The sequence below is a fragment of the Microbulbifer regidiadema (SeqCode) genome (assembly GCF_052467605.1).
Window position 1 is genome coordinate 4,540,567 of sequence record NZ_CP174316.1, and the last position, 25,849, is coordinate 4,566,415.

The 25,849-nt window shown below is 50.0% G+C and carries 22 protein-coding genes and 2 pseudogenes; 19 read left to right on the forward strand and 5 right to left on the reverse strand.

Translation table 11 applies throughout. The features are described 5' to 3' along the window. Window positions 1-4: 4 nt before the first annotated feature. The 7 genes from ACJJIF_RS20500 to ACJJIF_RS20530 all read left to right on the forward strand — a co-directional run bounded on the left by ACJJIF_RS20500 (window position 5) and on the right by ACJJIF_RS20530 (window position 7,413). Window positions 5-607, forward strand: a complete 603-nt coding sequence (locus ACJJIF_RS20500) for a peroxiredoxin (RefSeq protein ID WP_444930116.1) — start codon at window positions 5-7, stop codon at window positions 605-607. 279 nt (window positions 608-886) lie between these two features. Then, on the forward strand, window positions 887-2,041 hold the full coding sequence (locus ACJJIF_RS20505) for a serine hydrolase domain-containing protein (RefSeq protein ID WP_444930117.1): 1,155 nt from the start codon (window positions 887-889) through the stop codon (window positions 2,039-2,041). Window positions 2,042-2,138: 97 nt separating this feature from the next. Further along, window positions 2,139-4,061: a molecular chaperone HtpG gene (gene htpG, locus ACJJIF_RS20510; protein ID WP_444930118.1), complete on the forward strand. Its 1,923-nt coding sequence runs from the start codon at window positions 2,139-2,141 to the stop codon at window positions 4,059-4,061. Window positions 4,062-4,307: 246 nt separating this feature from the next. Continuing rightward, the gene (locus ACJJIF_RS20515; RefSeq protein WP_444930119.1) at window positions 4,308-5,339 is read left to right on the forward strand and encodes an NAD(P)H-dependent glycerol-3-phosphate dehydrogenase; all 1,032 of its coding nucleotides are present in this window, start codon (window positions 4,308-4,310) and stop codon (window positions 5,337-5,339) included. Between the two features lie 13 nt (window positions 5,340-5,352). After that, a complete protein-coding gene (locus ACJJIF_RS20520; protein ID WP_444930120.1) occupies window positions 5,353-5,835 on the forward strand; it encodes a DUF4389 domain-containing protein in 483 nt (160 codons plus the stop codon). A gap of 122 nt (window positions 5,836-5,957) precedes the next feature. Continuing rightward, window positions 5,958-6,410, forward strand: coding sequence for a phosphohistidine phosphatase SixA (gene sixA, locus ACJJIF_RS20525; protein ID WP_444930121.1), 453 nt, complete (start codon window positions 5,958-5,960; stop codon window positions 6,408-6,410). Next, window positions 6,370-7,413: an alpha/beta fold hydrolase gene (locus ACJJIF_RS20530; protein WP_444930122.1), complete on the forward strand. Its 1,044-nt coding sequence runs from the start codon at window positions 6,370-6,372 to the stop codon at window positions 7,411-7,413. The genes sixA and ACJJIF_RS20530 overlap by 41 nt, the downstream gene beginning before the upstream one ends. A gap of 8 nt (window positions 7,414-7,421) precedes the next feature. Here ACJJIF_RS20530 and ACJJIF_RS20535 read toward each other — a convergent pair whose 3' ends face one another. Further along, complete coding sequence (locus ACJJIF_RS20535) at window positions 7,422-7,766, reverse strand: 5-carboxymethyl-2-hydroxymuconate Delta-isomerase (RefSeq protein ID WP_444930123.1); 345 nt, start codon at window positions 7,764-7,766, stop codon at window positions 7,422-7,424. Between the two features lie 54 nt (window positions 7,767-7,820). After that, window positions 7,821-8,363 (reverse strand): GTP cyclohydrolase I FolE, encoded by a 543-nt coding sequence (gene folE / locus ACJJIF_RS20540; RefSeq protein ID WP_444930124.1) that lies wholly within the window; start codon window positions 8,361-8,363, stop codon window positions 7,821-7,823. Window positions 8,364-8,755: 392 nt separating this feature from the next. On the opposite strand from folE, the gene prmB reads away from it, so the two are divergent. Beyond that, window positions 8,756-9,679, forward strand: coding sequence for a 50S ribosomal protein L3 N(5)-glutamine methyltransferase (prmB, locus tag ACJJIF_RS20545; RefSeq protein WP_444930125.1), 924 nt, complete (start codon window positions 8,756-8,758; stop codon window positions 9,677-9,679). A 173-nt stretch (window positions 9,680-9,852) separates the two neighbouring features. Further along, on the forward strand, window positions 9,853-10,929 hold the full coding sequence (gene aroC / locus ACJJIF_RS20550) for a chorismate synthase (protein ID WP_444930126.1): 1,077 nt from the start codon (window positions 9,853-9,855) through the stop codon (window positions 10,927-10,929). Window positions 10,930-10,993: 64 nt separating this feature from the next. Here aroC and ACJJIF_RS20555 read toward each other — a convergent pair. Continuing rightward, window positions 10,994-12,069, reverse strand: a pseudogene (locus ACJJIF_RS20555) (integron integrase). 1,077 nt (window positions 12,070-13,146) lie between these two features. Here ACJJIF_RS20555 and ACJJIF_RS20560 point away from each other — a divergent pair. From ACJJIF_RS20560 to ACJJIF_RS20605, 10 genes are all read left to right on the forward strand, one after another. Further along, window positions 13,147-13,440, forward strand: coding sequence for a hypothetical protein (locus tag ACJJIF_RS20560; RefSeq protein ID WP_282931087.1), 294 nt, complete (start codon window positions 13,147-13,149; stop codon window positions 13,438-13,440). A gap of 1,467 nt (window positions 13,441-14,907) precedes the next feature. Beyond that, window positions 14,908-15,462, forward strand: coding sequence for a hypothetical protein (locus ACJJIF_RS20565; protein ID WP_444930127.1), 555 nt, complete (start codon window positions 14,908-14,910; stop codon window positions 15,460-15,462). A 2,012-nt stretch (window positions 15,463-17,474) separates the two neighbouring features. Continuing rightward, window positions 17,475-18,254, forward strand: coding sequence for a hypothetical protein (locus tag ACJJIF_RS20570; RefSeq protein WP_444930128.1), 780 nt, complete (start codon window positions 17,475-17,477; stop codon window positions 18,252-18,254). A 788-nt stretch (window positions 18,255-19,042) separates the two neighbouring features. Beyond that, on the forward strand, window positions 19,043-19,444 hold the full coding sequence (locus tag ACJJIF_RS20575; protein WP_444930129.1) for a GFA family protein: 402 nt from the start codon (window positions 19,043-19,045) through the stop codon (window positions 19,442-19,444). 132 nt (window positions 19,445-19,576) lie between these two features. Continuing rightward, entirely contained in the window at window positions 19,577-19,867 is a 291-nt protein-coding gene (locus tag ACJJIF_RS20580) for a hypothetical protein (protein ID WP_444930130.1), read from the forward strand. A 136-nt stretch (window positions 19,868-20,003) separates the two neighbouring features. Continuing rightward, window positions 20,004-21,167, forward strand: coding sequence for a Shedu immune nuclease family protein (locus tag ACJJIF_RS20585; protein ID WP_444930131.1), 1,164 nt, complete (start codon window positions 20,004-20,006; stop codon window positions 21,165-21,167). A 375-nt stretch (window positions 21,168-21,542) separates the two neighbouring features. Next, on the forward strand, window positions 21,543-21,851 hold the full coding sequence (locus ACJJIF_RS20590) for an immunity protein TriTu family protein (protein WP_444930132.1): 309 nt from the start codon (window positions 21,543-21,545) through the stop codon (window positions 21,849-21,851). Between the two features lie 108 nt (window positions 21,852-21,959). Further along, window positions 21,960-22,295 carry a hypothetical protein gene (locus ACJJIF_RS20595; RefSeq protein WP_444928609.1) on the forward strand — a complete coding sequence of 112 codons (336 nt, stop codon included), beginning with the start codon at window positions 21,960-21,962 and terminating at the stop codon, window positions 22,293-22,295. 464 nt (window positions 22,296-22,759) lie between these two features. Continuing rightward, complete coding sequence (locus tag ACJJIF_RS20600) at window positions 22,760-22,954, forward strand: hypothetical protein (RefSeq protein WP_444930133.1); 195 nt, start codon at window positions 22,760-22,762, stop codon at window positions 22,952-22,954. Between the two features lie 58 nt (window positions 22,955-23,012). Continuing rightward, a protein-coding gene (locus ACJJIF_RS20605) for an IS3 family transposase (RefSeq protein WP_444930134.1) occupies window positions 23,013-24,151 on the forward strand; the annotation gives its coding sequence in 2 pieces (ribosomal slippage) (window positions 23,013-23,262 and window positions 23,262-24,151; 1,140 coding nt in all). Window positions 24,152-24,182: 31 nt separating this feature from the next. On the opposite strand, the pseudogene ACJJIF_RS20610 reads toward ACJJIF_RS20605, so the two are convergent. Both ACJJIF_RS20610 and ACJJIF_RS20615 read right to left on the reverse strand, forming a co-directional pair. Next, window positions 24,183-25,004 (reverse strand): annotated as a pseudogene (locus ACJJIF_RS20610) (IS30 family transposase); the annotation flags it as partial. 536 nt (window positions 25,005-25,540) lie between these two features. Then, window positions 25,541-25,849, reverse strand: a complete 309-nt coding sequence (locus ACJJIF_RS20615; protein ID WP_444930135.1) for a hypothetical protein — start codon at window positions 25,847-25,849, stop codon at window positions 25,541-25,543.

Genomic DNA, 25,849 nt, shown 5'->3' on the forward strand with positions numbered 1-25,849 from the left:
TTTCATGGCAGTTCTGGTAGGCAAGCCGGCTCCGGATTTCACCGCAGCAGCGGTATTGGGTAGCGGCGAGATCGTCGATACTTTTAACCTGAAAGAAACCATCAAAGGTAAGAAGGCTGTAGTTTTCTTCTACCCGCTGGACTTCACTTTCGTATGTCCCTCTGAGCTGATCGCTTTCGACCACCGCTTTGCCGAGTTCGAAAAGCGCGGTGTTGAGGTAATCGGTGTATCTATCGATTCCCAGTTCTCTCACAACGCATGGCGTAACACCTCCGTTAACGACGGTGGTATCGGCCCGGTTAAATACACCCTGGTTGCAGACGTTAAGCACGAAATCTGCCAGGCGTACGACGTAGAAGCTGACGCTGGTGTTGCTTTCCGCGGCTCCTTCCTGATCGACGAAGAAGGCACTGTACGCCACCAGGTCGTTAACGATCTGCCGCTGGGCCGCAACGTTGACGAAATGCTGCGCATGGTTGACGCTCTGGCGTTCCACCAGGAGCACGGTGAAGTTTGCCCCGCCGGTTGGCAGGAAGGCGACAAAGGTATGAACGCTTCCCCGGAAGGTGTTGCGGCTTACCTGAGCGAGAACGCTGAGAAGCTGTAAGACGCTTTTTTGCGCAGGGGCCCCAGGGCCCCGAAGATAAACCGCCGCAAGGCGGTTTTTTTGTTTATACCAGCTCTGTTGTTGCCGATTGGCATAGCCGTCCCCGCGCTTGAGATAAGTGCAGACTAGAATTCATCGGTCAGTCCTGCGTGGCGCCTAAATAGAGTTTTTGCCCGCTGGCTGCTAGTCTTATCTGCAACTAGCGGATTGCTTTGGCGGCTCGATTTATTTATGAGACCTGCAATTCTATTCAATATTGTCTATCGCAGGTGCGCTTCTTTGGCACATGTTTTCCTTTTTCTGTTAATTATAGGGAGCCTGTTCCTCCCTGCGCGTGCGGCTGATATAGACGACAAGGCCAAACAGTTTGGCCGCTACTTCAAACAAATGATGGCGGGTAAGTCCATACCCGGCGGCGCCTATGTCATTGTTGATGGCAATCGGGTGGTGGCGATGGACACCTATGGCGTCAGAGTCCGGGGTAAGTCCGGCAAGGTGGACCGGGATACGGTATTCCGCCTGGCGTCGGTATCCAAGACCTTTGCCGCCAGTATGGCCACTGTGCTGGAGCACGAGAACCGTTTTAAGTGGCATGACAAGGTGGTCAACTATGTGCCTGACCTGAGCTTTAAAACGCCCTCGCTGTCCCGCCAGCTGGAGGTGGAACACCTGCTCAGTCACTCCTCGGGCCTGACGCCCAATGCCTATGACAACTATCTTGAGGACAACAAACCCGTCAGCAAGATACTGCCCAAATTTGCCAAAATCGACCCGCGCTGTTCGCCGGGAAAATGTTACGGCTATCAGAATGTACTGTTCAGCCTGATTGAGGATGTGATTCTTGAGGCAACTGGGGTCTCCTTTGCCCGGCAGTTAAAGAAGCGCATTTTTATCCCGCTGAAAATGCAGAACGCCTCGGTCGGTTGGGAGAGCTTTATGGCCTCCAACAACCGTGCGGCGCCGCATATCCAGACCGGCAGCGGCTGGCGCCCGGTGAAGGTGGAGAAAGAGTACTACTTTGCCGCGCCGGCGGCCGGGGTAAATGCCAGCATCTCCGATATGGCGCAGTGGCTGAAGGCGCAGATGGGCTACTACCCCAAAGTGCTATCGCCGGAAGTGATCGCCGATATGACCACTGAGCGGGTCGCTACCCAGCGCCATATGCGCCACCGTGTCTGGAGAGACTATCTGTCTCACGCGGGCTACGGCCTGGGCTGGCGCCTCTACACCATCGGCGATGACCGTATTATTTACCACGGCGGCTGGGTAGCGGGCTTCCGCGCGGCGGTGGCCTACTCGGAAAAGCTGAAAGTGGGTATCGCCATCCTGATGAATGCGGAGTCCCGCGTTATCTCAGATCTCACCGCCAACTTTGTGATTGATATTACCGGCAAAGGCAATCTCGCCACCGCTCAGGCCAGTGGGGATCGCTGATCTTCACTGGTGAGTGTGAACTCCCCCCTTGAAACCTGCTGGCGGGTCCCAATATTTGCTCTCTGTTCCGATTGACGTATACGGGGAGACCGAATAGATGACCGTTGAGGCCCAAAAAGAGAGCCATGGATTCCAGACGGAAGCCAAGCAGCTGCTGCACCTGATGATCCACTCGCTGTACTCCAACAAGGAGATTTTCCTGCGCGAGTTGGTATCCAACGCTTCTGACGCCGCTGACAAGCTGCGTTTTGAGTCGCTGTCCAAGCCTGAGTTACTGGGCGAAGATGCAGACCTGCGTATTCGCATTGAGTTTGACAAGGAAGAGGGCACCCTCACCATTACCGATAACGGTATCGGTATGAGCCGCGATGAGGTTATCGAAAACCTCGGCACTATTGCCCGTTCCGGCACCTCTGCGTTTATGCAGCAGTTGACTGGAGATCAGCAAAAAGATGCGCACCTGATCGGCCAGTTTGGTGTGGGCTTCTACTCCGCCTTTATCGTCGCCGACAAAGTAGACGTATTCACCCGTCGCGCTGGTCTGAATGCCGACCAGGGCGTACACTGGGAGTGCCACGGCGAAGCGGAATACTCTGTGGAGACCGTTGAGGTGCCCCAGCGTGGCACCCGAGTGGTTCTGCACCTGAAAGAGGAAGGGAAAGAGTTTGCCGATGGTTGGCGCCTGCGCTCCATTATTAAAAAGTACTCCGATCACATCGCTATTCCGGTAGAGATGCTGAAAGAGGAAATGCCGGCGGCAGCGGAAGAGGGCGAAGCGCCGCAAGAAGAGAAGGCGCCTGAGTTTGAAGCGGTCAACGCAGCCCAGGCCCTGTGGACCCGCCCGCGCTCGGAAGTGAAGTCTGAAGAGTACAAGGAGTTCTACAAGCATATCTCCCACGACTTCGACGACCCCTTGACCTGGAGCCACAACCGCGTAGAGGGCAAACAGGATTACACCAGCCTGCTGTATATCCCCGCGCGCGCACCGTTCGACCTGTACCAGCGCGACGCCGCTCGCGGCCTCAAGCTGTATGTGCAGCGCACCTTTATCATGGACGATGCGGAGCAATTCCTGCCGCTGTACCTGCGCTTTGTAAAAGGGGTGCTGGATTCCAACGATCTGCCGCTGAACGTCTCCCGTGAAATCCTGCAACAGGATCGCAACACCGATGCGATCAAGAGCGCGCTGACCAAGCGCGTGCTGGATATGCTGGACAAGCTGGCGAAAAAGGATGGCGACGAGTACCAGAAGCTCTGGGAACTGTTCGGCAACGTGCTGAAAGAAGGCCCGGCGGAAGACTTCTCCAACAAAGAGAAAATCGCCAAACTGCTGCGCTTTGCCAGCACCCACGCCGATACTGAGAAGCAGGATCAATCCCTGGAAGACTATGTGGGTCGCATGAAGGATGGCCAAAAGGCGATCTACTATGTGTGTGCCGACAACTTTGCCACGGCCAAATCCAGCCCCTACCTGGAAGTATTCCGCAAGAAGGGTATCGAAGTGCTGCTGCTCACCGATCAGGTGGATGAGTGGTTCGTCGGCCATATGAACGAGTTCGACGGCAAGCCGTTCCAGGACGTGGCCAAGGGCGCGCTGGATCTGGGTGAAGCCGAGAGCGATGAAGACAAGGCCGAGCGCGAAAAAGTCGAGCAGGAGTCCGGAGCCCTGGTTGAGCGGGTGCAGGCCGTTCTGCAAGAGCGCGTTGAATCCGTGCGCGCGACCACTCGCCTGGTGGATTCCCCGGCGTGTCTGGTGGTGAGCGAACAGGATATGGGCCCGCAGATGCGCCGCATTCTGGAGCAGGCTGGACAGGCCCTGCCGGATGCCAAGCCGATCTTCGAGATCAATCCATCCCACCCGCTGGTACAGCGTCTGGACCAGGAGGCGGATGAAGATCGCTTTGCGGATCTCACCAATATCCTTATGGACCAGGCCAACCTGGCCGCAGGCAACCAACTGGCGGACCCGGCGGATTATGTGCGCCGCCTGAATACGCTGCTGCTGGAAATGCACGGCTAAGTCAGCGCTATCGATCGCTGCCAAGCGCTGGCCGGCGGAGTCGACTCGACTTGGCCGGCCCTGGAAAACGGCCCCTGCCGGATCGAGCGGTATTTTATCGGTTGGTCAAGGCAGAGGGCCGTTTTTGTTATTTACTGTGCTGTTTCGCACAATTGGCAGAAGTTTAAAACAATTTGACCCCATTGGGCTCAGCGGGTCATAGCTCTATAATCCGCAAGTCTTATAAGTAGCTTTATCGGTGTGACAATGCAAAAAGAAACTTCCAACCCCCTCGCTATTGCCGTATTGGGCGGCGGCAGTTTCGGAACCGCAATTGCTAACATTGTGGCGGGCAACGGCCACGACACCCGCCAGTGGATGCGCAGTGCGGAGACAGCGGCTGAGTGTCGCAATACCCGAGAGAATCACAAATACCTGCCCGGCGTACCCCTGCACCCGGAATTACAGATTACCAGTGACCTGGAGCAGGCGCTCGACGGTTGCACTATCGTCTTCGTGGCGATTCCCAGTAAGTCTTTCCGCGAGGTGGTGAAAAAAGTGGCCCCACTGCTGGCGCCGGGCACTATGCTGATCTCCACCACTAAGGGAATCGAACACGACAGTTTCCACTTAATGAGCGATATCCTGCGCGAGGAAACCACCGGCATGCGGGTCGGGGTTTTGAGCGGACCGAATTTTGCTAAAGAAATTGTTGCGGGGCACTACACTGCAACGGTGGTCGCCAGTGAAGATGAATCGCTTTGCAAAGCGATTCAATCGGCACTGCACTCGGAGACTTTCCGGGTATATTCCAGTGGTGATGTATTTGGAGTGGAGCTTGCCGGCGCACTGAAAAATATTTACGCGATCATCACCGGTATGGCAGCGGCGTTAGAGCGCGGGCAAAATACCATCAGCTTATTGATCACCCGCTCCCTGGCAGAAATGATGCGTTTTGCCGAGGCGATGGGCGCCGATCCCATGACGTTTATCGGCCTCGCCGGTGTCGGCGACTTGATTTTAACCTGCTCTTCAGACCTCAGCCGAAATTATCGGGTGGGCTATATGGTGGGCAAGGGCAAGCCGCTCGATCAGGCCATCGCAGAAATTGGTCAGGTGGCCGAAGGTGTGAATACCGTTCGTCTAATTAAGCAGAAAGCGGACGAAAAGGGTGTCTATATGCCCTTGGTTTCTGCGATTCACGCCATATTATTTGAACAGCGGCCGATTCCTGAGGTGATTCGTAATTTGATGTCGGGCGCACAAACTTTTGATGTGGCCTACTCGGCCAAGCCTTAAATGGAAGCCTCATATGAACAATGACAATCTAAAGCGCAATCTTACTTCCGGCAACCAGTGGGTGCGCCTTATCTATATGGTGCTGTTTGCGGTGTGCCTTCAGGTTGCCGCATGGCTACTGATGGCGGTAGTGATACTGCAATTCCTGTTTTCGATTATCAATGGGAAACCCAACGATAATCTGCGCCGCTTTGGCGATCAGCTCTCCTCCTACGTTTATCAGGCGATTCAGTTCCTGATTTACAACTCCGACGAAAAGCCTTTTCCGTTTTCCGAGTGGCCCGAATCCGACGTAGAGGATTTGTCTGGCTATGAGGGTGCGGAAGAAGTGTCTGCGGAAGTGGTTGCTGCGGAAACAACACGGGACAAGGAGCGGGCCGAAGATGAAGCCGAGGATGCTATTATCCTGGGCAACTCCGCAGCGGAGCAGCGGGAAAAGCCCGAGCTTGTCGAGGAGAGTGCCGACGACGCCGACAAGCCTGTCGACAAAAACTGATTCCTCCCCCAGCTGCTTGTTTATCCGGTGCCCGTGAGTGTGCCGGATAAATACCAGCGGCCCTCTCTACAAATATTCTACTGCTACTGATAGCGCAACGAGCCACTCCCTGAGGACGCCCCATGCAGCTGTTTATTTTACGCCACGGCAACGCCGAGCCCATGCTCGCCAATGATGCAGAGAGAGCCCTGACAGAGCGCGGGCGCAGGCAGGTTGCCCAGGTCTGCACAACGCGTGCCGGGGAGCTGGCGGCGGTAAAGGCAATTTGGGCCAGCCCGTATGTGCGCACCCAGGAAACCGCCGAGATTGTTGCTGCTCAACTGGGACTGCCGGTTATTAGCGAACCGCTGCTGATCGGCAATACCGATCCACAGCAGCTGCTCGATCACTTGCAGGCCCAGGATAGCTTTCCGCTTCTGCTGGTGAGCCACCAGCCACTGGTGGGCAGCTTGCTCAATGGCCTCTGTGGCAGCGGTAATCAGCACCCCATGGGCACCGCCAGTCTCGCCTGTGTCAGTGCCGAAGTGTGGGCCAATGGCTGTGCTGAGCTGGAGTGGTTACAGCACGCAGAGTAACTTTTCCGCCTGTGCCTGCCCGCAAATCCCTATTGCACTGATCACAACTGTCATTGCAGATATTGCCGATGGGTCGCACCATTTCCCCACCTGTTTTAGTCATTGTCTGGTGGATAGCGCTTTGGCGACAAATCAAATGCCCCCCCGAGAGATCACTCTCGAGTTTGAACATAAATCGATTGCCGCGCGCCAGTGGGGCGACCCGGAGGGAGAGCCGGTCATCGCCCTGCACGGCTGGCTGGATAACTGCGCCAGTTTTGAGCGCCTGGCGCCTCTGTTAAGTGGAATTAATCTGGTGGCTGTGGATATGCCCGGCCACGGCCGCAGCTATCACCGTTCACTCGATGCCAACTACAACATCTGGGAAGAGGCAGAGGATATTCTGGGTGCGGTGCATGCGCTCGGCTGGCGCAAGTTTTCCATTCTGGCTCACTCACGCGGCGCTATTGCCGGGGTGATTACCGCCGGCGCCTTTCCCGACCGGGTAAAGCGCCTGGCACTGATCGATGGTCTGGTGCCCCCCTCCAGCGAGGATGAAAAAGCCCCGGAGAATCTCGCCAAGGCCATTGCCCAGCGGGCCCGTTACGCCGCGCGCAAGCTGCGGGTTTACAGCACCTTCGACGAAGCGGTAGAAGCGCGTAAAAACGGTATGTTTCCGCTGACCGAGTGGGCTGCACAGGTGCTGACCGAGCGGGGTACCCGCGCAGTGGAAGACGGCTATATGTGGAGTAACGACCCCCGCCTGATGGCGGCTTCTACTGCCAAGCTCAATGAGCCGCAGATCCGGGCTTACCTGTCCCGATTAAAGATGCCGGTGCAGCTGGTGCTCGCTGAAGGGGGTATCGCGGAGATGTTCGAGCGCTTGCGCCCAGTGCTGGAGGAGTTCCCCGCTATTAAGGCGCGGGAAATACCCGGCAGCCACCACCTGCACCTGGAGGAGAGCGGCGCCCGGGGGATAGCGGAGTGGTTCGGACCTTTCTTGCGCGGTGAAGCCGATAGCTAAGGCGGTGCTTAAAACGGCACCCGCTTGGAATAGCAGCTGGCATCCATCTCCCGCACCTCTACCGAGACTGCGGGAACACCCTCGGCAAACTGGCACAGGCTGTTAAAAACCGCAGAGCTGAGTTCCTCTCTCTCCCGCGTAGAGCGCCCTTCAAGCAGGCGGATCTCCGCGTGGATAAAACTACCGCCATTATCCCCGGCAATAAATTGATCGTAGGGTTTGGCACGGGTCTTAATTGTGTGGGAGGCGAATAACCCGGAACTGCGCATCGTCTCCTGGGCCGAACTGACCAGTGCCGCGACAGAAATCTTCTCTTCCAGATTTTTCGCATACTCAATGATCAGGTGAGGCATAGCATTTACTCCTCGGTCAAAGCGGCCCTGGCGGCCGCTAGACGGCGGTGGCGTTTACTGGCGCAGCAGGGAGAGGAACTCGTTGCGGGTGGCCTGATTGCTGCGGAAAGTACCGAGCATAGACGAGGTCTTCATAATCGAGTTCTGTTTTTCCACGCCGCGCATCATCATGCACATATGCTTGGCTTCGATGATCACACCGACACCGGCGGCACCGGTAACCTTTTGCAGGGTCTCGGCGATCTCTACGGTCAGCTGTTCCTGAATTTGCAGGCGGCGCGCAAACATATCGACAATGCGCGCTACCTTGGACAGGCCGACGACCTTGCCATTGGGAATATAGGCTACGTGGGCGCGACCGATAAACGGCAGCAGGTGGTGCTCGCACAGGGAGTAGAGCTCGATATCTTTTACCAGTACCATCTCGCTGCAATCGGACGGGAAGAGCGCGTCGTTGACTACATCTTCCACGGTCTGTTTATAGCCGCGTGTCAGGTATTCCATGGCTTTGGCGGCGCGCTCCGGGGTGTCTTTGAGCCCAGGGCGTTGCGGATCTTCGCCGATTGCTTCAATAATTCGCGCGTAATGTTCGTTCATGCTGCTCTTTCCAACATCTCAGCCCCAAGGGCGGGTGCGCTACCCTAAGCGTTTGTAACCCGAGAGTAAAGATCCGTGCGGACCCTGGGGGCTGTCGGAGTTCATTTAATGGCCGTTGTCGGGGTATTTTTCCGCTGAGGAAACAGTGGTGCAGTGCAATCGCTCCGTATAAATGATTGCTCGGGATACAAGCGATGGGGAGTAGCACTGGGCAATAAAATGGCCCTGGGATTGCGGCGATACAATCACCACACAGCGTTACTCGTCGCTTATTGGCGGCAACCAAACTACACTCCTCGGGCATTGCCTGGCACTTCGATAGCCACAACAGAGGCCATCATATAAGTGACAATAGACTCTGACGAGATACATAGTACTTAAGGATAGATTCGATGATAGAAAGGCGTGAATCCAGCCTCCACGAGCTGACCACGGTTTTGGACTATATCCGCTGGGGGACCAGCCGATTCAATGAGGCCGATCTCTACTACGGTCACGGCACTGACAATGCCTGGGACGAGGCTGTGTTATTGGTAACTCACGCCCTGCATCTACCCCCCTACAGCAAGCCGGAGATACTCCAGGCCCGCCTGACCATGGAGGAGCGCCGCGATGTGCTCACTATCTTGGAGCGGCGCTTTACCGAGCGGGTACCGGCGGCCTATCTGACCCGGGAAGCGCACTTCTGCGATATGACTTTTTATGTGGATGAGCGCGTACTGGTGCCCCGCTCGCCGATTGGCGAGATGATTCGCCACAATTTCCAGCCCTGGCTCAATGTGGAACCCCTGGCGATTCTGGATCTCTGCTGCGGCAGCGGTTGTATCGGTATCGCCTGTGCCGAGGCCTTTCCGGAAGCGCGGATTGATGTGAGCGATATTTCCGCAGACGCGATCGAAGTGGCGCAGATCAATATCAATCGCCACGGTTTGAACGAACGCGCACGCGCGGTGCAATCGGACCTCTTTGCCGGCCTCCAGGGGATGAGTTACGAATTGATCGTGTGCAATCCGCCCTATGTGGATGCCCGCGATTTAGCGGAAATGCCCAAGGAGTACCACGCAGAACCGGATATCGCCCTGGGTTCCGGTAGTGACGGCCTCGACTTTACCCGCCGCCTGCTGCGCGAAGCCGCCAACCACTTGCAGCCAGAGGGCCTGCTGATCTGCGAAGTGGGCAATAGTTGGGAAGCCCTGGAGCAGGCTTTCCCGGAAGTGCCGTTTATGTGGCCGGAGTTTGAAGATGGCGGCCACGGTGTGTTCGCCATCAGCCGGGAAGAACTGCTCGCCTATCAATCCTACTTCGATAAGGAGTAATTCCTTTTGCCTCCCCGGCAATCTCGATTGCCGGGATAGGGGCGCAAGCCCGGTTGTGCGGACACTTGTGCTTTTTCCCTCAGCTGGCGCACCGGGGCGGGCAGATCATTTATAATGCTCGCCCCTTTTGGGGCTCATCCCGTTTTACCACCTACTAGTTGGAAAAGTCGTCTATGTCGGGCAATACCTTTGGTAAGCTGTTTTGTGTCACCACTTTTGGCGAGAGCCACGGCCCCGCGCTCGGTTGTATCGTCGATGGATGCCCCCCGGGCCTGGAGATCAGTGAAGAGGAAATCCAGCGGGAGCTGGACCGCCGCAAGCCCGGTACTTCTCGCTATACCACCCAGCGTCGTGAACCGGATCAGGTAAAAATACTCTCCGGTGTGTTCGAGGGAAAAACCACCGGCACACCCATTGGCCTGTTAATTGAAAATACCGACCAGCGCTCCAAGGACTACAGCAATATTGCCGAGCAGGTAAGGCCGGCGCACGCGGATTTCACCTACTGGCAGAAATACGGTATTCGCGACTACCGTGGGGGTGGCCGCTCTTCCGCCCGTGAAACCGCTATGCGGGTCGCCGCCGGGGCCATTGCCAAAAAGTGGCTGAAGCAAACATACGGTATTGAAGTGCGCGGCTACCTCTCCCAGTTGGGCCCGATCAAGGTACAGAAATTGGATTGGGAGCAAGTGGAACAAAACCCCTTTTTCTGCCCGGACGCGGAGCGGGTTCCTGAAATGGAAACCTATATGCAGGCGTTGATCAAAGAGGGGAACTCCATCGGTGCGCGTATCTCTGTACACGCCAGCGGCGTTCCCGCCGGACTGGGCGAACCGATCTTCGACCGCCTGGATGCAGATTTGGCCCACGGCCTAATGAGTATTAATGCGGTAAAAGGTGTGGAGATTGGTGCGGGCTTTGACTCCGTGGAACAGAAGGGCACCGAGCACCGGGATGAAATTACTCCGCAAGAGGGATTTCTATCAAATAATGCCGGCGGCATTTTAGGGGGGATTTCCAGTGGCCAGGATATTATTGCCCATATCGCCCTGAAGCCGACTTCCAGCCTGCGTATCCCTGGCCGCAGTGTCGATCGCTCCGGCAACCCCATTGAAGTGGTAACCAAAGGCCGCCACGATCCCTGTGTTGGTATTCGGGCAACGCCGATCGCCGAAGCGATGATGGCCCTAGTCCTGATCGATCACGCCCTGCGCCAGCGCGCGCAAAATGGTGATGTCACTCCGGGATAACTCGACCGATATTTATATTTTTTATTGGGATACCGGCGCAAGCTGGTATCCGATCCCCCCACTGCTAAGGCGCGGCCAATAAGCTAAGCCCCAGCACCTCCCCTATCTTGCTCTCTACAAAATAGTTAGCTTCAGTCTCTTCAATTTTATTTATGTTGCGCAGACGATCTGAGGGGCTTAAAACGCCTTTATCTCCCCGATTTACGACATGAGTATAAATTTCGGTAGTGCTTATATCCGAATGCCCAAGCAGCTCCTGAATCGTACGCAAGTCATAACCCGCTTCGAGCAAGTGGGTCGCAAAGCTATGGCGAAATGCATGGCAGCGTGCCGGTTTGTTGATTCCCGCCTTTCTTACGGCGTTACTTACTTGGCGCGTCAATGTGGATGAGTGCATATGGTGCCTTCGATATATGCCGGAGCGGGGACATTGACTGATAGAGTTAGCGGGAAACAAGTATTGCCAGGCCAGCTGTTTGGCGGCATTGGGGTATTTTCGATCGAGGGCATCTGGTAGATAAACTGAGCCGCAACCGGCGAGTAAATCCTGCTGGTGAAGAAGAGATACGTGCTTGACTTGACACTGTATATCTTCAGCTATCCCTTTCGGCAGAAGGGTAGTGCGATCCTTATTCCCCTTCCCGCTACGGACAAAAATATTGTTGCTGCTAAAGTCCACATCCTTTATTCGGAGAGACAGTAGTTCGGCACTGCGAAGCCCTGAGCCATACATCAACTCAGTTTGCAATCTGAAAACGCCCTGTAAATGACTGAGAACTGCGAACACTTCCTCGCGGCTATAAACAACAGGCAGCCGCCGCTGCCTCTTGGCAAGCTTAAAATCCAAATCTGGGATTTCCCTGTCTAAGAACTGTTTGTAGAGATAGACAATGGCATTCAATGCCACTCTTTGCGTATTGGTTGCGCAGAGCCCCTGAACAGCAAGGTAGGTAAGAAATGCCTCAACCTCAGCGGCCCCCATATCGGCAGGGTGCTTCAAGCGATGAGGATAAATCGCTTTATCCAATGGGTGTAAGTCTGCTCCGTTCGGTACGATAGTCCCTGCTTGCGAATATGCTGGCGCAAGATATCCATAAAACGCTCTGGTTTAGCGGGCAGCTTAGGGCGAATATCATCCATGATACTTTCTCATACTGTTTTTATATACAGTATTTGCTATTTCCCTATGCTGTCAATATCGGAGATCAAAAGCAGCTGCACATATCCACATCAATATAGGTGCTAATTTATTGATTTTTAACGATTTATGTTTTTGATCAAAAGGAGCAAAATAACAAGATATGGTGCAGCTGCAATATATCCACTTGGGTGTTTTTATGTTAGCGTTGACTAACTCACTGATTTGTATGTGTTTTTTGGGTTTTGCTGAATTCTTACTCCTGGGATATATTGGCAGGTGATATAATGCAGCTGCTTTTGAATACACTGTTATTGTGGCGGTCGATTTTTAGATGTTCTGTAGCTGCTGCAAGCATCAATCTCTATCTGAGCACTTTTTTCTGAGATTTTTCCTGAAATTTGGTACCGCAGTTTCGCTCCAGTGCCATCGTTTTAAGTCAGCAAGCCCTGCAAGCCAGCTACGCCATCATGGAGTGCCAATCAGATAGTTAACCGGTTGGGAAAGTATGGTATTTTTCCCTTTAAATTTATCGGGCAGTGGCCAGCCAAAGTTGGCTGGTAGAGAGCAAATAGGTGGTTCAGTGCGCGCCAGCCATAACCAGGCTAGTCAAGCTCGCCCAACCCCTTCGGGACTGGGCTGGACAGCCTACGCGTTGCTTCGGCTGCCCTTGCTAGCGGCGTTATTGTGGCGGTCGATTTTATTGATTTTTCGTAGTAACTGAAGCTTTAGTGCCACTAAATTGCAGCCGATATTGAGCCCTTTTTACTGGTTGCTATTCAAGCAGTTTCGTTCCTAGGGTATTTGCTCAAGTGTGGTAGAGGTGGGCAGTCTGCTGCAATTTCGTGGAGTGCCAGTAAAATAGGAATTGGTTGGGGAAAGTGCGGTATTCTTTCCCCGTAAATATTGGGCAGCGGCCAACCAAACTATGGTTGGCAAAGTGCTAGTAGTCGGTCCCGAGCGCGCCAGCCATAACCAGGCTAGGCAAGCTCGCCCAACCCCTTCGGGGCTGGGCTGGACAGCCTACGCATTGCTTCGGCTGTCCTTGCTAGCGGCGTTATGTGCCCAGGAGCATCAGCATGAATAAATGGATTCTTGCCTTCATATTATCGGTAGTATCAATGTCTTCTTTCGCCGATGATATGTATCAAGAGTATGATCGCCAAGTCGAAAAATTCTGGGAACAATCTCAGGAGTCTGATCGCCAGCTTGAAATTACGAGAAAGCAAGCTGAAGCTACCGATGGACTTCTGAAACAGCAAAAGGCCCAACTAGAGCGCAATACCCGACTGATGGACCGCTGGGAAAAGATCTTAGAGCGCCAAGAAAAATTGCTTGAGCTTGAGGAGGCCAAAGCTAGTGCGGGCACATAACGAGTCAAGGCTGCAAGGGCGCTTCGCGCCAGGGCAGCCTAACGGCCGCCCCAGCTTGAAGCATTATTGTGGCGGTCGGTTTTATTGATTTTTCGTGGTAACTGAAGGTTTAGTGCCACTAAATAGCATCCGGTGTTGAGCAATTTTACTGATTGCTATTCAAGCAGTTTCGTTCCTAGAGTATTCGCTCGAGTGTTGTAAAAAGAGGCCGTCCGGTGCAATTTCGCGGAGTGCCAGTAAGATAGGAATTGGTTGGGGAAAGTGCGGTATTCTTTCCTCGTGAATATTGGGCAGCGGCCAGCCAAACTGTGGCTGGCAAAGTGCTAGTAGTCGGTCCCGAGCGCGCCAACCATAACCAGGCTAGGCAAGCTCGCCCAACCCCTACGGGGCTGGGCTGGACAGCCTACGCGTTGCTTCGGCTGCCCTTGCTAGCGGCGTTATGTGTAAGTAAGGGCAAAAGTAGAGTATGGAAGGTTTTCTATTCATTTTGATCATGCTGCTTCTACTTTGCGTAGCACTATCTCCTAGCCTAGTAATTTGGCTGTGTGCATATTTGTGGTTGCCTGATGCTTATAAGCTCCCGCCGTACAAAATGACAATCGCTTGTTTCATACTGGCTTTAATTACGGCATTTTTACTGAATGTAGAGCTCGAAGGTGGAGCTGGCTCTAGCGTAGTCGTTATTCTCGCATTTTCCGTTCTATGGTCAGCTATTTTGTTTCCCATTGGCGCTCTAGCCAAGTATCTTAAAGCGCGCTGTGCGTAGCGCCACACATAACAATCAGCGGCAGAGCGACAGCCAACGCTACGCACCTTTTGTGTACTCGCTGGCGCTCAAACATTAACACAAAATGCGCTCCGCGCTGGCTGCGCCTGCGCTGGGCGTTAGCTGTATACGAGTAAGAGCATCACATTGAAATATTTCGTGTATTTTAGCGTTATAAGTCTCAATATTTTAGGCTGGTTCATAATGCTAATGATTCCAGCTTTGGAAATTACTACTTGCACAATGGGTAGCGAAGATGCTTGGCAATTAACAGGCATTTTCTACATGCCGACAATGCTATTAGTGTCTGTACTTCTGCTATTCACAAGAAGAGTAAGATGGGCGAAATGGCTAAGTATTCCCCAAGCTGTTCTTGTTCCCTGGGCCGCGTGGGTTGTTGGAAAATATTTAATAGGTGTAACTTTTAAGGGGTATCACTTCTGTACGGTGCTTAAAGATGCTGGTTTTAATGATTACACTTCGTCATGGTGGGCGCCGTTTTGGGCACCCGTCATGTTAATAGTTATATGTATACTTTGTGTTAGTTATTGGCAGGTATGGCGTGGTGTTCGTAGCTAACAAGTTGCTGCACCAGGACATTTTTATTTTTGCGCCTTTTGTGGCCGCTTCGCTAGTACCACAAAACACACAAAAACAAAAATGCCTGTGAGCAAGGCGTTAAGTATCTTGGAGAGTAAAGCGTGAGAATAGCATTAGCTTTAGTCGGATTAATTGTTTCTATTACTGCAAACGCAGATATCAAGAACTATGAAGCCGAAGGTAACTTGGAGTCCAGCAGACCAGTAAACTGCATATCCACCAAAGAGCTGACCACTAAAAACAGCCCGGCTGATATTTATATTGGGGTTAACAAGTGCGTCAATGAGGACGACTTTGACAAAGCAGTTCAGCTTTATTTCATTTCATTGGCTTACGGAAAATACGATACCCTACGTGTTTCAGACAGGTCTGCCCATCAGGCTGTTACTGTTTTGCGCATGAATCACCTAGGCGCACTGAACGAGGAACAAACAGCAAATTTTCAAGCAGCTTTTAAAAAAGCCGCTGAAAATATGAATGTTGTTTGTAACTCAATTAAAACTCTTGGCAAACCTACTTATTACCCGAAGTACATGATTCAGCACGGCATGGGAGCTTTTACTGGCCAGAAAACAAAGGATGGTTTGGTGGTTGGGTTTGATCCTGACCAAGCATGGAGTGATGTATTAGAAGGTTATGTAAAATGCTCGAAGTAACGATACTTAACAAGGTGGTGTTGTTCGCCACTTCGTGGCTGGGACAGCCTACGCGTTGCTCCGGCTGCCCCAAACCAAGGCGCTAAGTTTTATACACAAGTGAACCAGTGAAAATTACTACTCTGATAAGCTCTACAAGAGTATTGAGAGCTTCAACTCTATCTACTACAGGCAAGATCAGATACCTAAGTAGAGAGGGATACTGGTGATTGTTTAATCAATATGCGCTCTACTCCAGGGAAAGCGCTAGATTTAGCGTAAAACTCAAGCGCTTTTGGTCTTATAGACGGTTAAATTTCATTCATTCCAGTCGGGAAATTAGGCTATTTCTCTGTATGAGACTTTGAATAGGATTCAAATATGTGTATAAAACACAGCCAAGGCGTTATAGCCACTTGGATCCGAAACATCAGCTAAATATATGAGAAAGAGTAAAACAGTACTATTAAGCGTAAATGTCCTAGTTGAGGTTCCGGAAGACGTCATAAACAATGACGAATTCAATGACTTTGATAAATTGGAGAATGCTTTATCTGAGGCAGTGGAGGCTGTTGAAACATCTTTTCAGTTATCATGGGAGTCAACACAATCGTTGGTTCTTGATTCATCGACAATGAATTGTGGAAAATGTGAATCGTGTGGATGCTGGGTAAGTGACAGAGAAACGGCTGATCCTATACGGCAACTTAATATTGCAGCCACTTTTAATGGTAAGCTACTGTGCGATGAATGTTTGCCACATGATCACAAGTTGGCGTTTTAAAATGAGTAAAAGCTATAACAAGTGCCGGCACAATCGCGCACTTCGTGCGCTGGACTCGCAACTAGTTGCTCGCCTGTGCGGCAGACGTTATTGTGGCGGTCGGTTTTATTGATTTTTCGTGGTAACTGAAGGTTTCGTGCCACTAAATAGCATCTGGTATTGAGCAATTTTACTGATTGCCATTCAGGCAGTTTCGCTCCAAGAGTGTTCGCTCGGGTGTTGTAAAAAAAGGCAGTCCGCTGCAATTTCGCGGATTGCCAGTAAGATAGGAATTGGTTAGGGAAAGTGCGGTATTCTTCCCTCGTAAATATTGGGCAGCGGCCAGCCAAACTATGGCTGGCAAAGTGCTAGTAGTCGGTCCCGAGCGCGCCAGCCATAACCAGGCTAGGCAAGCTCGCCCAACCCCTTCGGGGCTGGGCTGGACAGCCTACGCGTTGCTTCGGCTGCCCTTGCTAGCGGCGTTATTGTGGCGGTCGGCTTCATTGATTTTTCGTGGTAACTGAAGCTTTAGTGCCACTAAATTGCAGCCGGTATTGAGCCCTTTTTACTGGTTGCTATTCAATCAGTTTCGTTCCTAGGGTATTTGCTCAAGTGTGGTAGAGGTGGGCAGTCCGCTGCAATTTCGTGGAGTGCCAGTAAAATAGGAATTGGTTGGGGAAAGTGCGGTATTCTTTCCTCGTAAATATTGGGCAGCGGCCAGCCAAACTATGGCTGGCAAAGTGCTGGTAGTTGGTCCCGAGCGCGCCAACCATAACCAGGCTAGGCAAGCTCGCCCAACCCCTTCGGGGCTGGGCTGGACAGCCTACGCGTTGCTTCGGCTGCCCTTGCTAGCGGCGTTATTGTGGCGGTCGGTTTTATTGATTTTTCGTGGTAACTGAAGATTTCGTGCCACTAAATAGCATCTGGTATTGAGCAATTTTACTGATTGCTATTCAGGCAGTTTCGCTCCAAGAGTGTTCGCTCGGGTGTTGTAAAAAAAAGGCAGTCCGCTGCAATTTCGCAGATTGCCAGTAAGATAGGAATTGGTTAGGGAAAGTGCGGTATTCTTCCCTCGTAAATATTGGGCAGTGGCCAGCCAAACTATGGCTGGCAAAGTGCTAGTAGTCGGTCCCGAGCGCGCCAGCCATAACCAGGCTAGGCAAGCTCGCCCAACCCCTTCGGGGCTGGGCTGGACAGCCTACGCGTTGCTTCGGCTGCCCTTGCTAGCGGCGTTATGTCTATCTCACTTCGCAATATTTAAAGGGTTGTCATGGGTCGAGCTAAAGAAGAAATGATGCGTCAGGAAGAGCTTCAGCCTATGTATGACTGGATTGAAGAGAATTTTGGCGATGATGCTGGAGAAGAGGGATCAGAAGAGTGGGAAGAAGCAGTACAAGCATTTGAAGAGTACTGTGAAAATCAGCAGCGTATTGAAGAGGAAGATTACTGGCAGGGACAGCTTGAGTGGTATATCTACAAGCAATCACAAGTGGGAATCTTTAATTCTCAAATGGTGAATGTTGAGGAGCTTTTACATGTTGATTTGACTGGTGATGAGGCTACGTTTAGCTTACTTGTTATGTTGCACGGCCATGTTGTCGCATCACTTGAAGCTTACCTTGCAGGTACATTCATTCATAAAGTCACAAACTCAGATCAACTAATAAGAAAACTTGTAGAGACCGACCCTTATTTTTCAAATATGAAATTTACTCTCAAGGAAATATTCGAAAAGAAGGAAAAGCTAAAATTAACTGTGGCTGATTACCTGCAGAACTTGATATTTCACGATCTAAAAAAAGTAAAACCCATGTTTAAGGATGTTCTAGATTGCGATTTTGGTGATATTTCATGGTTGTTTAGTGCTGTGATTAAAAGACATCATTGTGTGCACCGGGCTGGTTTAGATAAAGATGGTATTCGGATTGAACTGACCGTGGATTCTATTAGAGATCTAGTTTATATGTCTAATAGGCTTGTTCAGAAAATTGAGCAGGCAATTAGCCTTATACCTGAAGATATAGCTGATGAACATCCACAAAAGACATAACAAAAAACTGCAGCGGAACAATTTACGCTGCGCTTCAATTGTCCGCTGAGTTGGACGCTAAGTTTTATACACAAGTGAACCAGTGAAAGTTACTACTCTGATAAGCTCTACAAGAGTATTGAGAGCTTCAACTCTATCTACTACAGGCAAGATCAGATACCTAAGTAGAGAGGGATGCTGGTTATTATATAACCAATATGCGCTCTACTCCAGGGAGAGCGTTAGATTTAGCGTAAAACTCAAGCGCTTTTGGTCTTACAGACGGTTAAATTTCATCCATTCCAGTCGGGAAGCTAGGCTATTTCTCTGTATGAGGCTTTGAATAGGATTCAAATATGTGTATAAAACACAGGTTGGACGTTATAAGGCAAAGAAATGAATCGAGCCTTTGCAATAATTTTTCTCGCTGTGTTTGGTGTCCCAGTTTACGCGCATGACTTTACTTGGGTGCTATATGGCGAGGGCTTTGCGATAGCTAGCTGCTTGGTTTCTATCTATCTCATTGGCAAAGGGAGTCGGGTGCGGTGGTCAGCTCTTCTTTTGTTAGTCTGGGCGCTAGTGTTTGGCTCTCTCTATGTCACTGAAAGCCTGGTTCCGTTTAGTATGCTCAGTGTAATTCTCATAGTTGGCCAGCCAATAATGGCAAAGATCTATCAGGCAAAGCATCGTGCATGATTCGCCTTATAACAAGGCCATCAACCATCGCCACTTCGTGGCTGGACAGCCTAAATCGCGCTTCGCGCACGGCTGCCGGTTATGGCGGCGTTAGGCAACCAGTGAAATTCCGAATGACAAACGGTGAATGTAACTGCGGTGAAGTTGCCTACGAAGTTCTGCAAGAGCTATCGGATGTTTACATCTGTCATTGTTCTATCTGTCGCCGCTCAACTGGAAGTGGTGGAATTGCGGTGGCAATAGTGCCAAAAGATAAGTTTCGCTGGACTAAAGGCGAGGCGGATATCAAGTACTGGGCAAAGCCCGGTCATGATTGGCACACAAGTTTTTGCGGTAATTGCGGATCTACCTTGCCAGGAGAGAATGATCCTTCAAATGTTTATGTTCCAGTAGGAACTCTCACTCGTGGGTATGAAAACTTGAAGGTAGTTCACCATATGTGGGTGAGTTCAAAAGGTAGCTGGGAGGAGATCGGTGATTTAGGCAAACGGCATCCCGAGGGTTTTGGTTCGTAGAATTGCCTAACAAACAGCGGCAGAGCGACAGCCAACGCTACGCACCTTTTGTGTTACTCGCTGGCGCTCAAACATTAACACAAAAGGTGCTCCGCGCTGGCTGCGCCTGCGCTGGGCGTTATAAGTAAGAGTATGGGCAAGAAATTACCTCCAGAAGAACTAGAACTCTACAAAGTCATAGATGAAATTTTATGGTGTGACTGGGACCCTATTGGTGTAAATGACATGCCAGAAGCTCGCGACGAGTATCAGAGTTATCTGCCACATATTTTTCGTCTTGCGGTCGAGGGTAAAGATGCCGAGCATATATCCTCGTCACTGGTAGCAACAATAGAGGGCAATATTGGTTTGGGTGCTAGCAAAGAGCATTGTCTTAGGGTTGCACGCAAAATTGTCGGTGCTAAAAATGAAATTATTGGGTAGCGTCACTTATAACAAGGCCAAGCAGCAACGCGCACTGCGTGCGCTGGACAGCTTTTCTGCGGCTTCGCCGCTGCAAAGCTTCCGCTGTTGGCAACGTTAGCTGCCAAGCCGATCAAGATCTGAGCAAGAGGGAATAATGTCAGACGAACTAACTTATCATTTGAACAAAGTACCCGGCAAAACCTACATGAGCCGCAGGATAGTTGTGCACGATGATAAGAGGCTTCGCCATGCATCAAAGGTTCTGGATCTAGATGAAGGGTTTATCTATGCCAAAGAAAAAGACGAGATAGTAATTCGAAAAACTGAAGGTGGTAGGAAAGAGATAATCGCCAAGTTTTTTGAAGATTCAAGGGGAGTTTCAGTTGTAACACTTCAGAGTTTCAATCCAAGCAAAGGCACTCCTCAAAAAACATACTTTTCCTTTGTAGGTTCTGAGATTGGTCAAGTCATAGAGTTCTTTCATAACGTCTTCAATTATCAATTTGAAGATGGCAGCAACGTCAATATAACAGACGCCGAACTACGAAAGATAATATTGTCTCAGACGCAGGCAAAGAGCTTGGTAAAAGATAACCAAGACTTATTCGCCGAGGCTTTTCGTACGGAAGTTACAAGCAAAGATGTAGTTGCTCTTGGCTATCGCAAGAAGCAGCTTGATGTGTTTAGCCGACTACTTGAAGACTCTGAATACTTTGACCATGCAATGGAGCATAAGAACTGCCGAGGAAAAGAAGATCTTTGGCAAAAATACTTCGATAAAAACAAGTGGGTTTTTGGCTATGGGCTAAATTATGTGTTTGTTACGGGGTTTGAAGATAGGAAGCTTGAACAAATTGTACAAGGAAGCGACCTTATAAATAAGGGGAAACGCGCTGATGCACTAATGATGACTAAGGGTGTTATCAGCTCTCTGTGTTTCATCGAAATAAAAACACATGAGACAGCGCTACTTGAATCTACAAGTTATAGGCCGGGTTGCTGGTCTCCTTCAAGAGAACTAGTGGGAGCTGTCGCTCAGGTTCATGGTACAGTGGCTTCGGCGTCTAGAAATCTTTATGATCAAATAAGACCCGTAAACGCTAATGGTAACCCAACTGGGGAGGACGTGTTTAACTACAAGCCAAAAGCTTTCGTAGTTATCGGGAACCTCCAAGAATTTGTTACTGAACACGGTGTAAATAAAGAAAAGCTACGATCTTTTGAATTATATCGCAGCAGCCTAAAAGACGTTGAAATAATTACATTTGATGAGTTGTATGAGCGTTCAAGGTTTATTGTTCATGCGGAGAGCAGCTAACAAGGGGCTGCTACGGAAAATTTACTCGCTGGCGCTCCTAAATTTCCGCAGAGCGCGGCGCTAAGTTTTATACACAAGTGAACCAGTGAAAGTTACTACTCTGATAAGCTCTACAAGAGTATTGAGAGCTTCAACTCTATCTACTACAGGCAAGATCAGATACCTAAGTAGAGAGGGATGCTGGTGATTATATAACCAATATGCGCTCTACTCCAGGGAGAGCGTTAGATTTAGCGTAAAACTCAAGCGCTTTTGGTCTTACAGACGGTTAAATTTCATCCATTCCAGTCGGGAAGCTAGGCTATTTCTCTGTATGAGGCTTTGAATAGGATTCAAATATGTGTATAAAACACAGGCGCGGCGTTATGTTTCACCATGAATGAGTTACTAGCGTACTTAGAAAACTGGAAATCATCCAAATCCAAAATATTTGGTGCTGAGGGATATGATGTCTCAATCACCGATGAACTAGGCGATTCTGTTAAAGCACGCTACATCGAAATAGCTGGAAATGGATTGTTGGCTAGAGCAGCACTATGGGAAAGTGGTAGCTTGGTAGTAGAGGCGCTCGATATCGAAACCGAGAATCAAGTGCTTCAAAAGGTATTTGAAACACCTGAGCTTTGGTTGCTCGAAGACAAATTAAACTGGTGGCTCAGTGAGGTGGCAACTTATGAGCGCTAAAAACATAACAAGGACCAGCACAATCGCCAAATGCAAAAAAACGCATTTGGCTGGACTCGCGAAAAGCGCTCGCCTGTGTGGCCGGCGTTATAAGTCATAGGAAATATCGTGCTTCAATGGGATGAAACAGAATTTGTTGGGATTTTGGAAGTAATCCCTGAGGTTGTCGAGGACGAAGGCGGTGGACCATTTTATGTTTTCAGAGTCCAGGAGAACGGCCTTGAACTAGAACTTACAATATTTCCTTTTGAGGAGGACGTTCGATTCAGGTTGTTCCGAGAAAATCAGAATCATGTCTTGTTCGAATATCAAATAATGGGGTGCAAGTTCGCGCGTCATAACCCTGCACCCAACCAAGAGGGTTACCTTTCGTTCATAAGCAAGACTGGTATCGAGGTCACGCTCTCTGTTAAACCAGATATCGAGATTCTAATTAGTGAGTAGTCAACTTATAACAAGTAAAGGCACCCGACGTCAAAACCGCCGCTTCGCTTTGGTTTTGACGTAGGTGCTTTAGGCGTTATTGTGGGGGTCAATTTTTAGGTAGTTTGTCGATGCTGCAAGTAACAATCTCTACCTGAACACGTTTCGCCAGAAAGCTCTCCTGCAAACTGGTACCGCAGTTTCGTTCCAGTGCCTCCGTTTTAAGCCGACAATCCCTGCAAGTCAGTCGCACCGTTGTGGAGTGCCAGTCAGTTAGTTAACTGGTGGAGAAAGTATGGTATTTTTCCCAGTAAATTTATCGGGTAGTGGCCAGCCAAAGTTGGCTGGCAGAGAGCAAGTAGGTCGTTCAGTGCGCGCCAGCTATAACCAGGCCAGGCAAGATCGCCCAGCCGGAGGCTAGGCTGGACAGCCTACGCTCCGCTTCGGCTGCCCTTGCTGGCAACGTTAACCTCCAAGGAAAGAGTATGAGCTTCGAAATAAGCTTTGAGTTAAAATTTCAGGGGATGATGAGCGATCTACAAGATGAATCAGATAGGGCTGTAGTGATTATAATTGCGGCCCATTTGGACGAGCATCTAGAAGAGATACTTCGGCTAGCATTTGTTCCCTCTTGGTCTTCTTCTGATAGCCTTTTTGAAGGCGCTAATGCTCCATTGTAGTGGTCTAATACTTCCGGACACTTCGCTAAGATGGTAAAACTACCAAGTGAGGTGACGTATGACAACAAAAGGTACACGCCGGCAATTCAAGCCGGAGTTCAAGAAAGACGCTGTAGCTCTTGTCTCTGAACAAGGCTATTCGATTTCTAAGGCCGCAGAGGCTGTAGGGACCACTGCTAATAACTTGCGACGCTGGGTAAAGGAGCTGAAGCAGGAAGAGAGCGGAGTAAGGTTGGATGCAGGCGAGCGCGCTGAATTGGATCGGTTGCGACGTGAAAACAAGCGCTTGCGGATGGAGAAGGAAATCCTAAAAAAGGCCAGCGCCTTCTTTGCGAAAGAAATGAAGTAAAGTACAGCTTCATCAAAGAGCAGAAAAGTAGCTTTCCAGTTAGGATGCTTTGCCGAGTAATGCAGGTAAAAAAGAGCAGCTATTACGATTGGTGCCATCGCAGTGATAGCTCAATAGATAGCCAAACATGGCAACTATGCCATCGCTTGAAGGCCTTATTTGCAGAATCTCGGCAGAGCTTGGGAAGCCGCCGACTAATGAAGCTATTACGCAGAGAAGGCTTTAAAATTGGGCGCTATCGAGCCCGAAAGCTAATGAAAAAGCTAGGTTTGGCAGTAAAACGCAAGAAGCGTTTTGCGTTGACGACAGATAGCAAACACCAACTGCCCATTGCAGAGAATCTTCTGAATAGGGATTTTTCGCCGAGTGCTAAAAATCAAGTTTGGGCTACGGATATTACATACATCTGGACGCTACAGGGATGGTTGTACTTGGCGGTAGTAATTGATCTCTATTCACGCCGGATAGTTGGTTGGCACCTAGATCGCCAGATGGAAACGGCTTTGGCGAGTCGTGCGCTGATGATGGCCGTCAATTTACGCACACCACCGCAAGGCCTTCTACACCACTCTGATCGAGGCAGTCAGTATGCCAGCCATACCTATCAGGCGTTGCTGAAGGAGCATGGAATGGTATGTTCAATGAGCCGTAAAGGAAATTGCTGGGACAACGCACCAACAGAACGGTTTTTTAGCAGCCTGAAGCGAGAGTGGCTAACGGGAAATCTCTATGAAACAAGGGTGGACGCGACAGCAGATGTGAGAGCCTATATTGCTTATTACAACTCATGCAGAATACACACAACATTGGGGGATGTAACCCCTATCGAATTTGAGAAATGTGCTTAAAGAGGTGTCCGGTTGGACTTGACCACAACAGAAGCTCTTTTGGCAGTTTTTTAAACCTAGCAACAAGCGCCTGGTTCACAGAAGTCGCATCTTTCCCTTTCAATTTAAGAATGATCGTATACCTCGATTTTCGATCCACAAGCGTGGCGATATGAGTGTTGTTTGAACCTGACACTAAGTCACCCTCCCAATGACCTAAAACACATCGTTCTTGTATCTCCTGAGGACGCTCCCTTATCGATGTACCGTTGACGATGTTGATAGTACCGCGCTCGCCTTTACGTGAATGTTGTTTGCTGTGACGAAGACTGTGAGATCGACGCAAATGCTTTACTAGCTTATGATGAAGTGCTGAACGCTCACGGAAGTACAGTGTTTTATAGATATTCTCTGCTGATATCTGCATTGATTCATCAGCCTGATATGTCTTCCATAACCAACCCGATATTTGCTCTGGAGACCACTTCAACTCTAATTTTTCCAAAACAAGCTTCTTTAGCCTCGGGTTTTGCTCAAGCAAATACGGCTTGGGGCGCCTTGCCATCCGTTTTGCACGGTTGTTTGCATCTACAGCTTTATAGTATCGTCGCCCCCGATTTCTCTGAATCTCACGCGAGATTGTGGATGGATTCCGATTCAAGGAGCGAGCGATTGCTCGAATACTTTGTTTTGCAGAAAGACCTGCACGTATTTCCTCGCGTTCGGCTAATGTGAGGTGTTGAGGAGATGGCTTTCTGGGTATTGGTTTAATTCCGCCAGTATCTCTCAAAACAGTAAAAATGGTTCCTGGCTTAGAATCTATGGCATTGGCAGTTTCACTAAAGCCAATGCCCTTTTTCCAAGCGTTGAAAATCCACTCTTTTTATTCTGCTGTAAATATGCGCTTCATTCAATGATCCCCCGATAGGCCATATTCCTACAGGGGTGTTGCACTGATCAATTGAATCTACAGCTGCCTTTTTTAGAAACTCAACCTCCTGACGAGCTTCATGCAGTTCCCTCTTGAGCTTGCGAACTTCAGCGCTTTCCTATTTGGAATAGTCGACGCCGTCTAAACTATTGAACTGCTTATCAGGCAGTCGATTAAATTGACAACGCCAGTTGTAAATCTACTGTGCGTTGACGCCTAGCTCTCGTGCCACAGAAGCCGTTGTTACTCCAGGCTTTTCTGCGGAAAGATTCCATATAAGTCTGAGTTCTTTTCTTACCCGTAATACACTTCCGTATTAGGGCTAAAACTAACCACACAGGGCATCTACTAAATGCGGGTAAGTCTTAGTTATAACGCCCTGTTAACAGGCAAAATATAGTTGGCTATAATTAGCGACGTAGAAACAAAAGCCAACTGTATCTGTCCTTATTCAAAAGCTTATTATAAGTGAGACCTAGTTATTCGCATTTTTTTTCAACCTCTTCGTATGCAACAACAAAGTCTGATGAAATTACAGCCTTTTTAAGCAAATTGTCCTCGCTTAAGTATGACCAAAATATGTGATTACCATTTTCAGATTTCTGAGTAATACTACCTTTAGTATCTATTAAATCTTCACAAGAAGGAATATTAGAATACTTATTAAGTAAGGTAATTTCTCTTTTTATTATATCTTCACTGCGATCGTCAGACATGCTGACTACATATAAATATCCAACATTTCCTCCAAAGAGGACGCCTAGAGTTAGATAAATTAGTGCTTTCAT

Coding starts and splice junctions, on each gene's coding strand:
- ACJJIF_RS20500 (WP_444930116.1), top strand. CDS start 5: ATGGCAGTTCTGGTAGGCAAGCCGGCTCCGGATTTCACCGCAGCAGCG.
- htpG (WP_444930118.1), top strand. CDS start 2,139: ATGACCGTTGAGGCCCAAAAAGAGAGCCATGGATTCCAGACGGAAGCC.
- ACJJIF_RS20515 (WP_444930119.1), top strand. CDS start 4,308: ATGCAAAAAGAAACTTCCAACCCCCTCGCTATTGCCGTATTGGGCGGC.
- ACJJIF_RS20520 (WP_444930120.1), top strand. CDS start 5,353: ATGAACAATGACAATCTAAAGCGCAATCTTACTTCCGGCAACCAGTGG.
- sixA (WP_444930121.1), top strand. CDS start 5,958: ATGCAGCTGTTTATTTTACGCCACGGCAACGCCGAGCCCATGCTCGCC.
- ACJJIF_RS20530 (WP_444930122.1), top strand. CDS start 6,370: ATGGCTGTGCTGAGCTGGAGTGGTTACAGCACGCAGAGTAACTTTTCC.
- ACJJIF_RS20535 (WP_444930123.1), bottom strand. CDS start 7,766: ATGCCTCACCTGATCATTGAGTATGCGAAAAATCTGGAAGAGAAGATT.
- folE (WP_444930124.1), bottom strand. CDS start 8,363: ATGAACGAACATTACGCGCGAATTATTGAAGCAATCGGCGAAGATCCG.
- prmB (WP_444930125.1), top strand. CDS start 8,756: ATGATAGAAAGGCGTGAATCCAGCCTCCACGAGCTGACCACGGTTTTG.
- aroC (WP_444930126.1), top strand. CDS start 9,853: ATGTCGGGCAATACCTTTGGTAAGCTGTTTTGTGTCACCACTTTTGGC.
- ACJJIF_RS20560 (WP_282931087.1), top strand. CDS start 13,147: ATGAATAAATGGATTCTTGCCTTCATATTATCGGTAGTATCAATGTCT.
- ACJJIF_RS20570 (WP_444930128.1), top strand. CDS start 17,475: ATGGGTCGAGCTAAAGAAGAAATGATGCGTCAGGAAGAGCTTCAGCCT.
- ACJJIF_RS20575 (WP_444930129.1), top strand. CDS start 19,043: ATGACAAACGGTGAATGTAACTGCGGTGAAGTTGCCTACGAAGTTCTG.
- ACJJIF_RS20580 (WP_444930130.1), top strand. CDS start 19,577: ATGGGCAAGAAATTACCTCCAGAAGAACTAGAACTCTACAAAGTCATA.
- ACJJIF_RS20585 (WP_444930131.1), top strand. CDS start 20,004: ATGTCAGACGAACTAACTTATCATTTGAACAAAGTACCCGGCAAAACC.
- ACJJIF_RS20590 (WP_444930132.1), top strand. CDS start 21,543: ATGAATGAGTTACTAGCGTACTTAGAAAACTGGAAATCATCCAAATCC.
- ACJJIF_RS20600 (WP_444930133.1), top strand. CDS start 22,760: ATGAGCTTCGAAATAAGCTTTGAGTTAAAATTTCAGGGGATGATGAGC.
- ACJJIF_RS20615 (WP_444930135.1), bottom strand. CDS start 25,849: ATGAAAGCACTAATTTATCTAACTCTAGGCGTCCTCTTTGGAGGAAAT.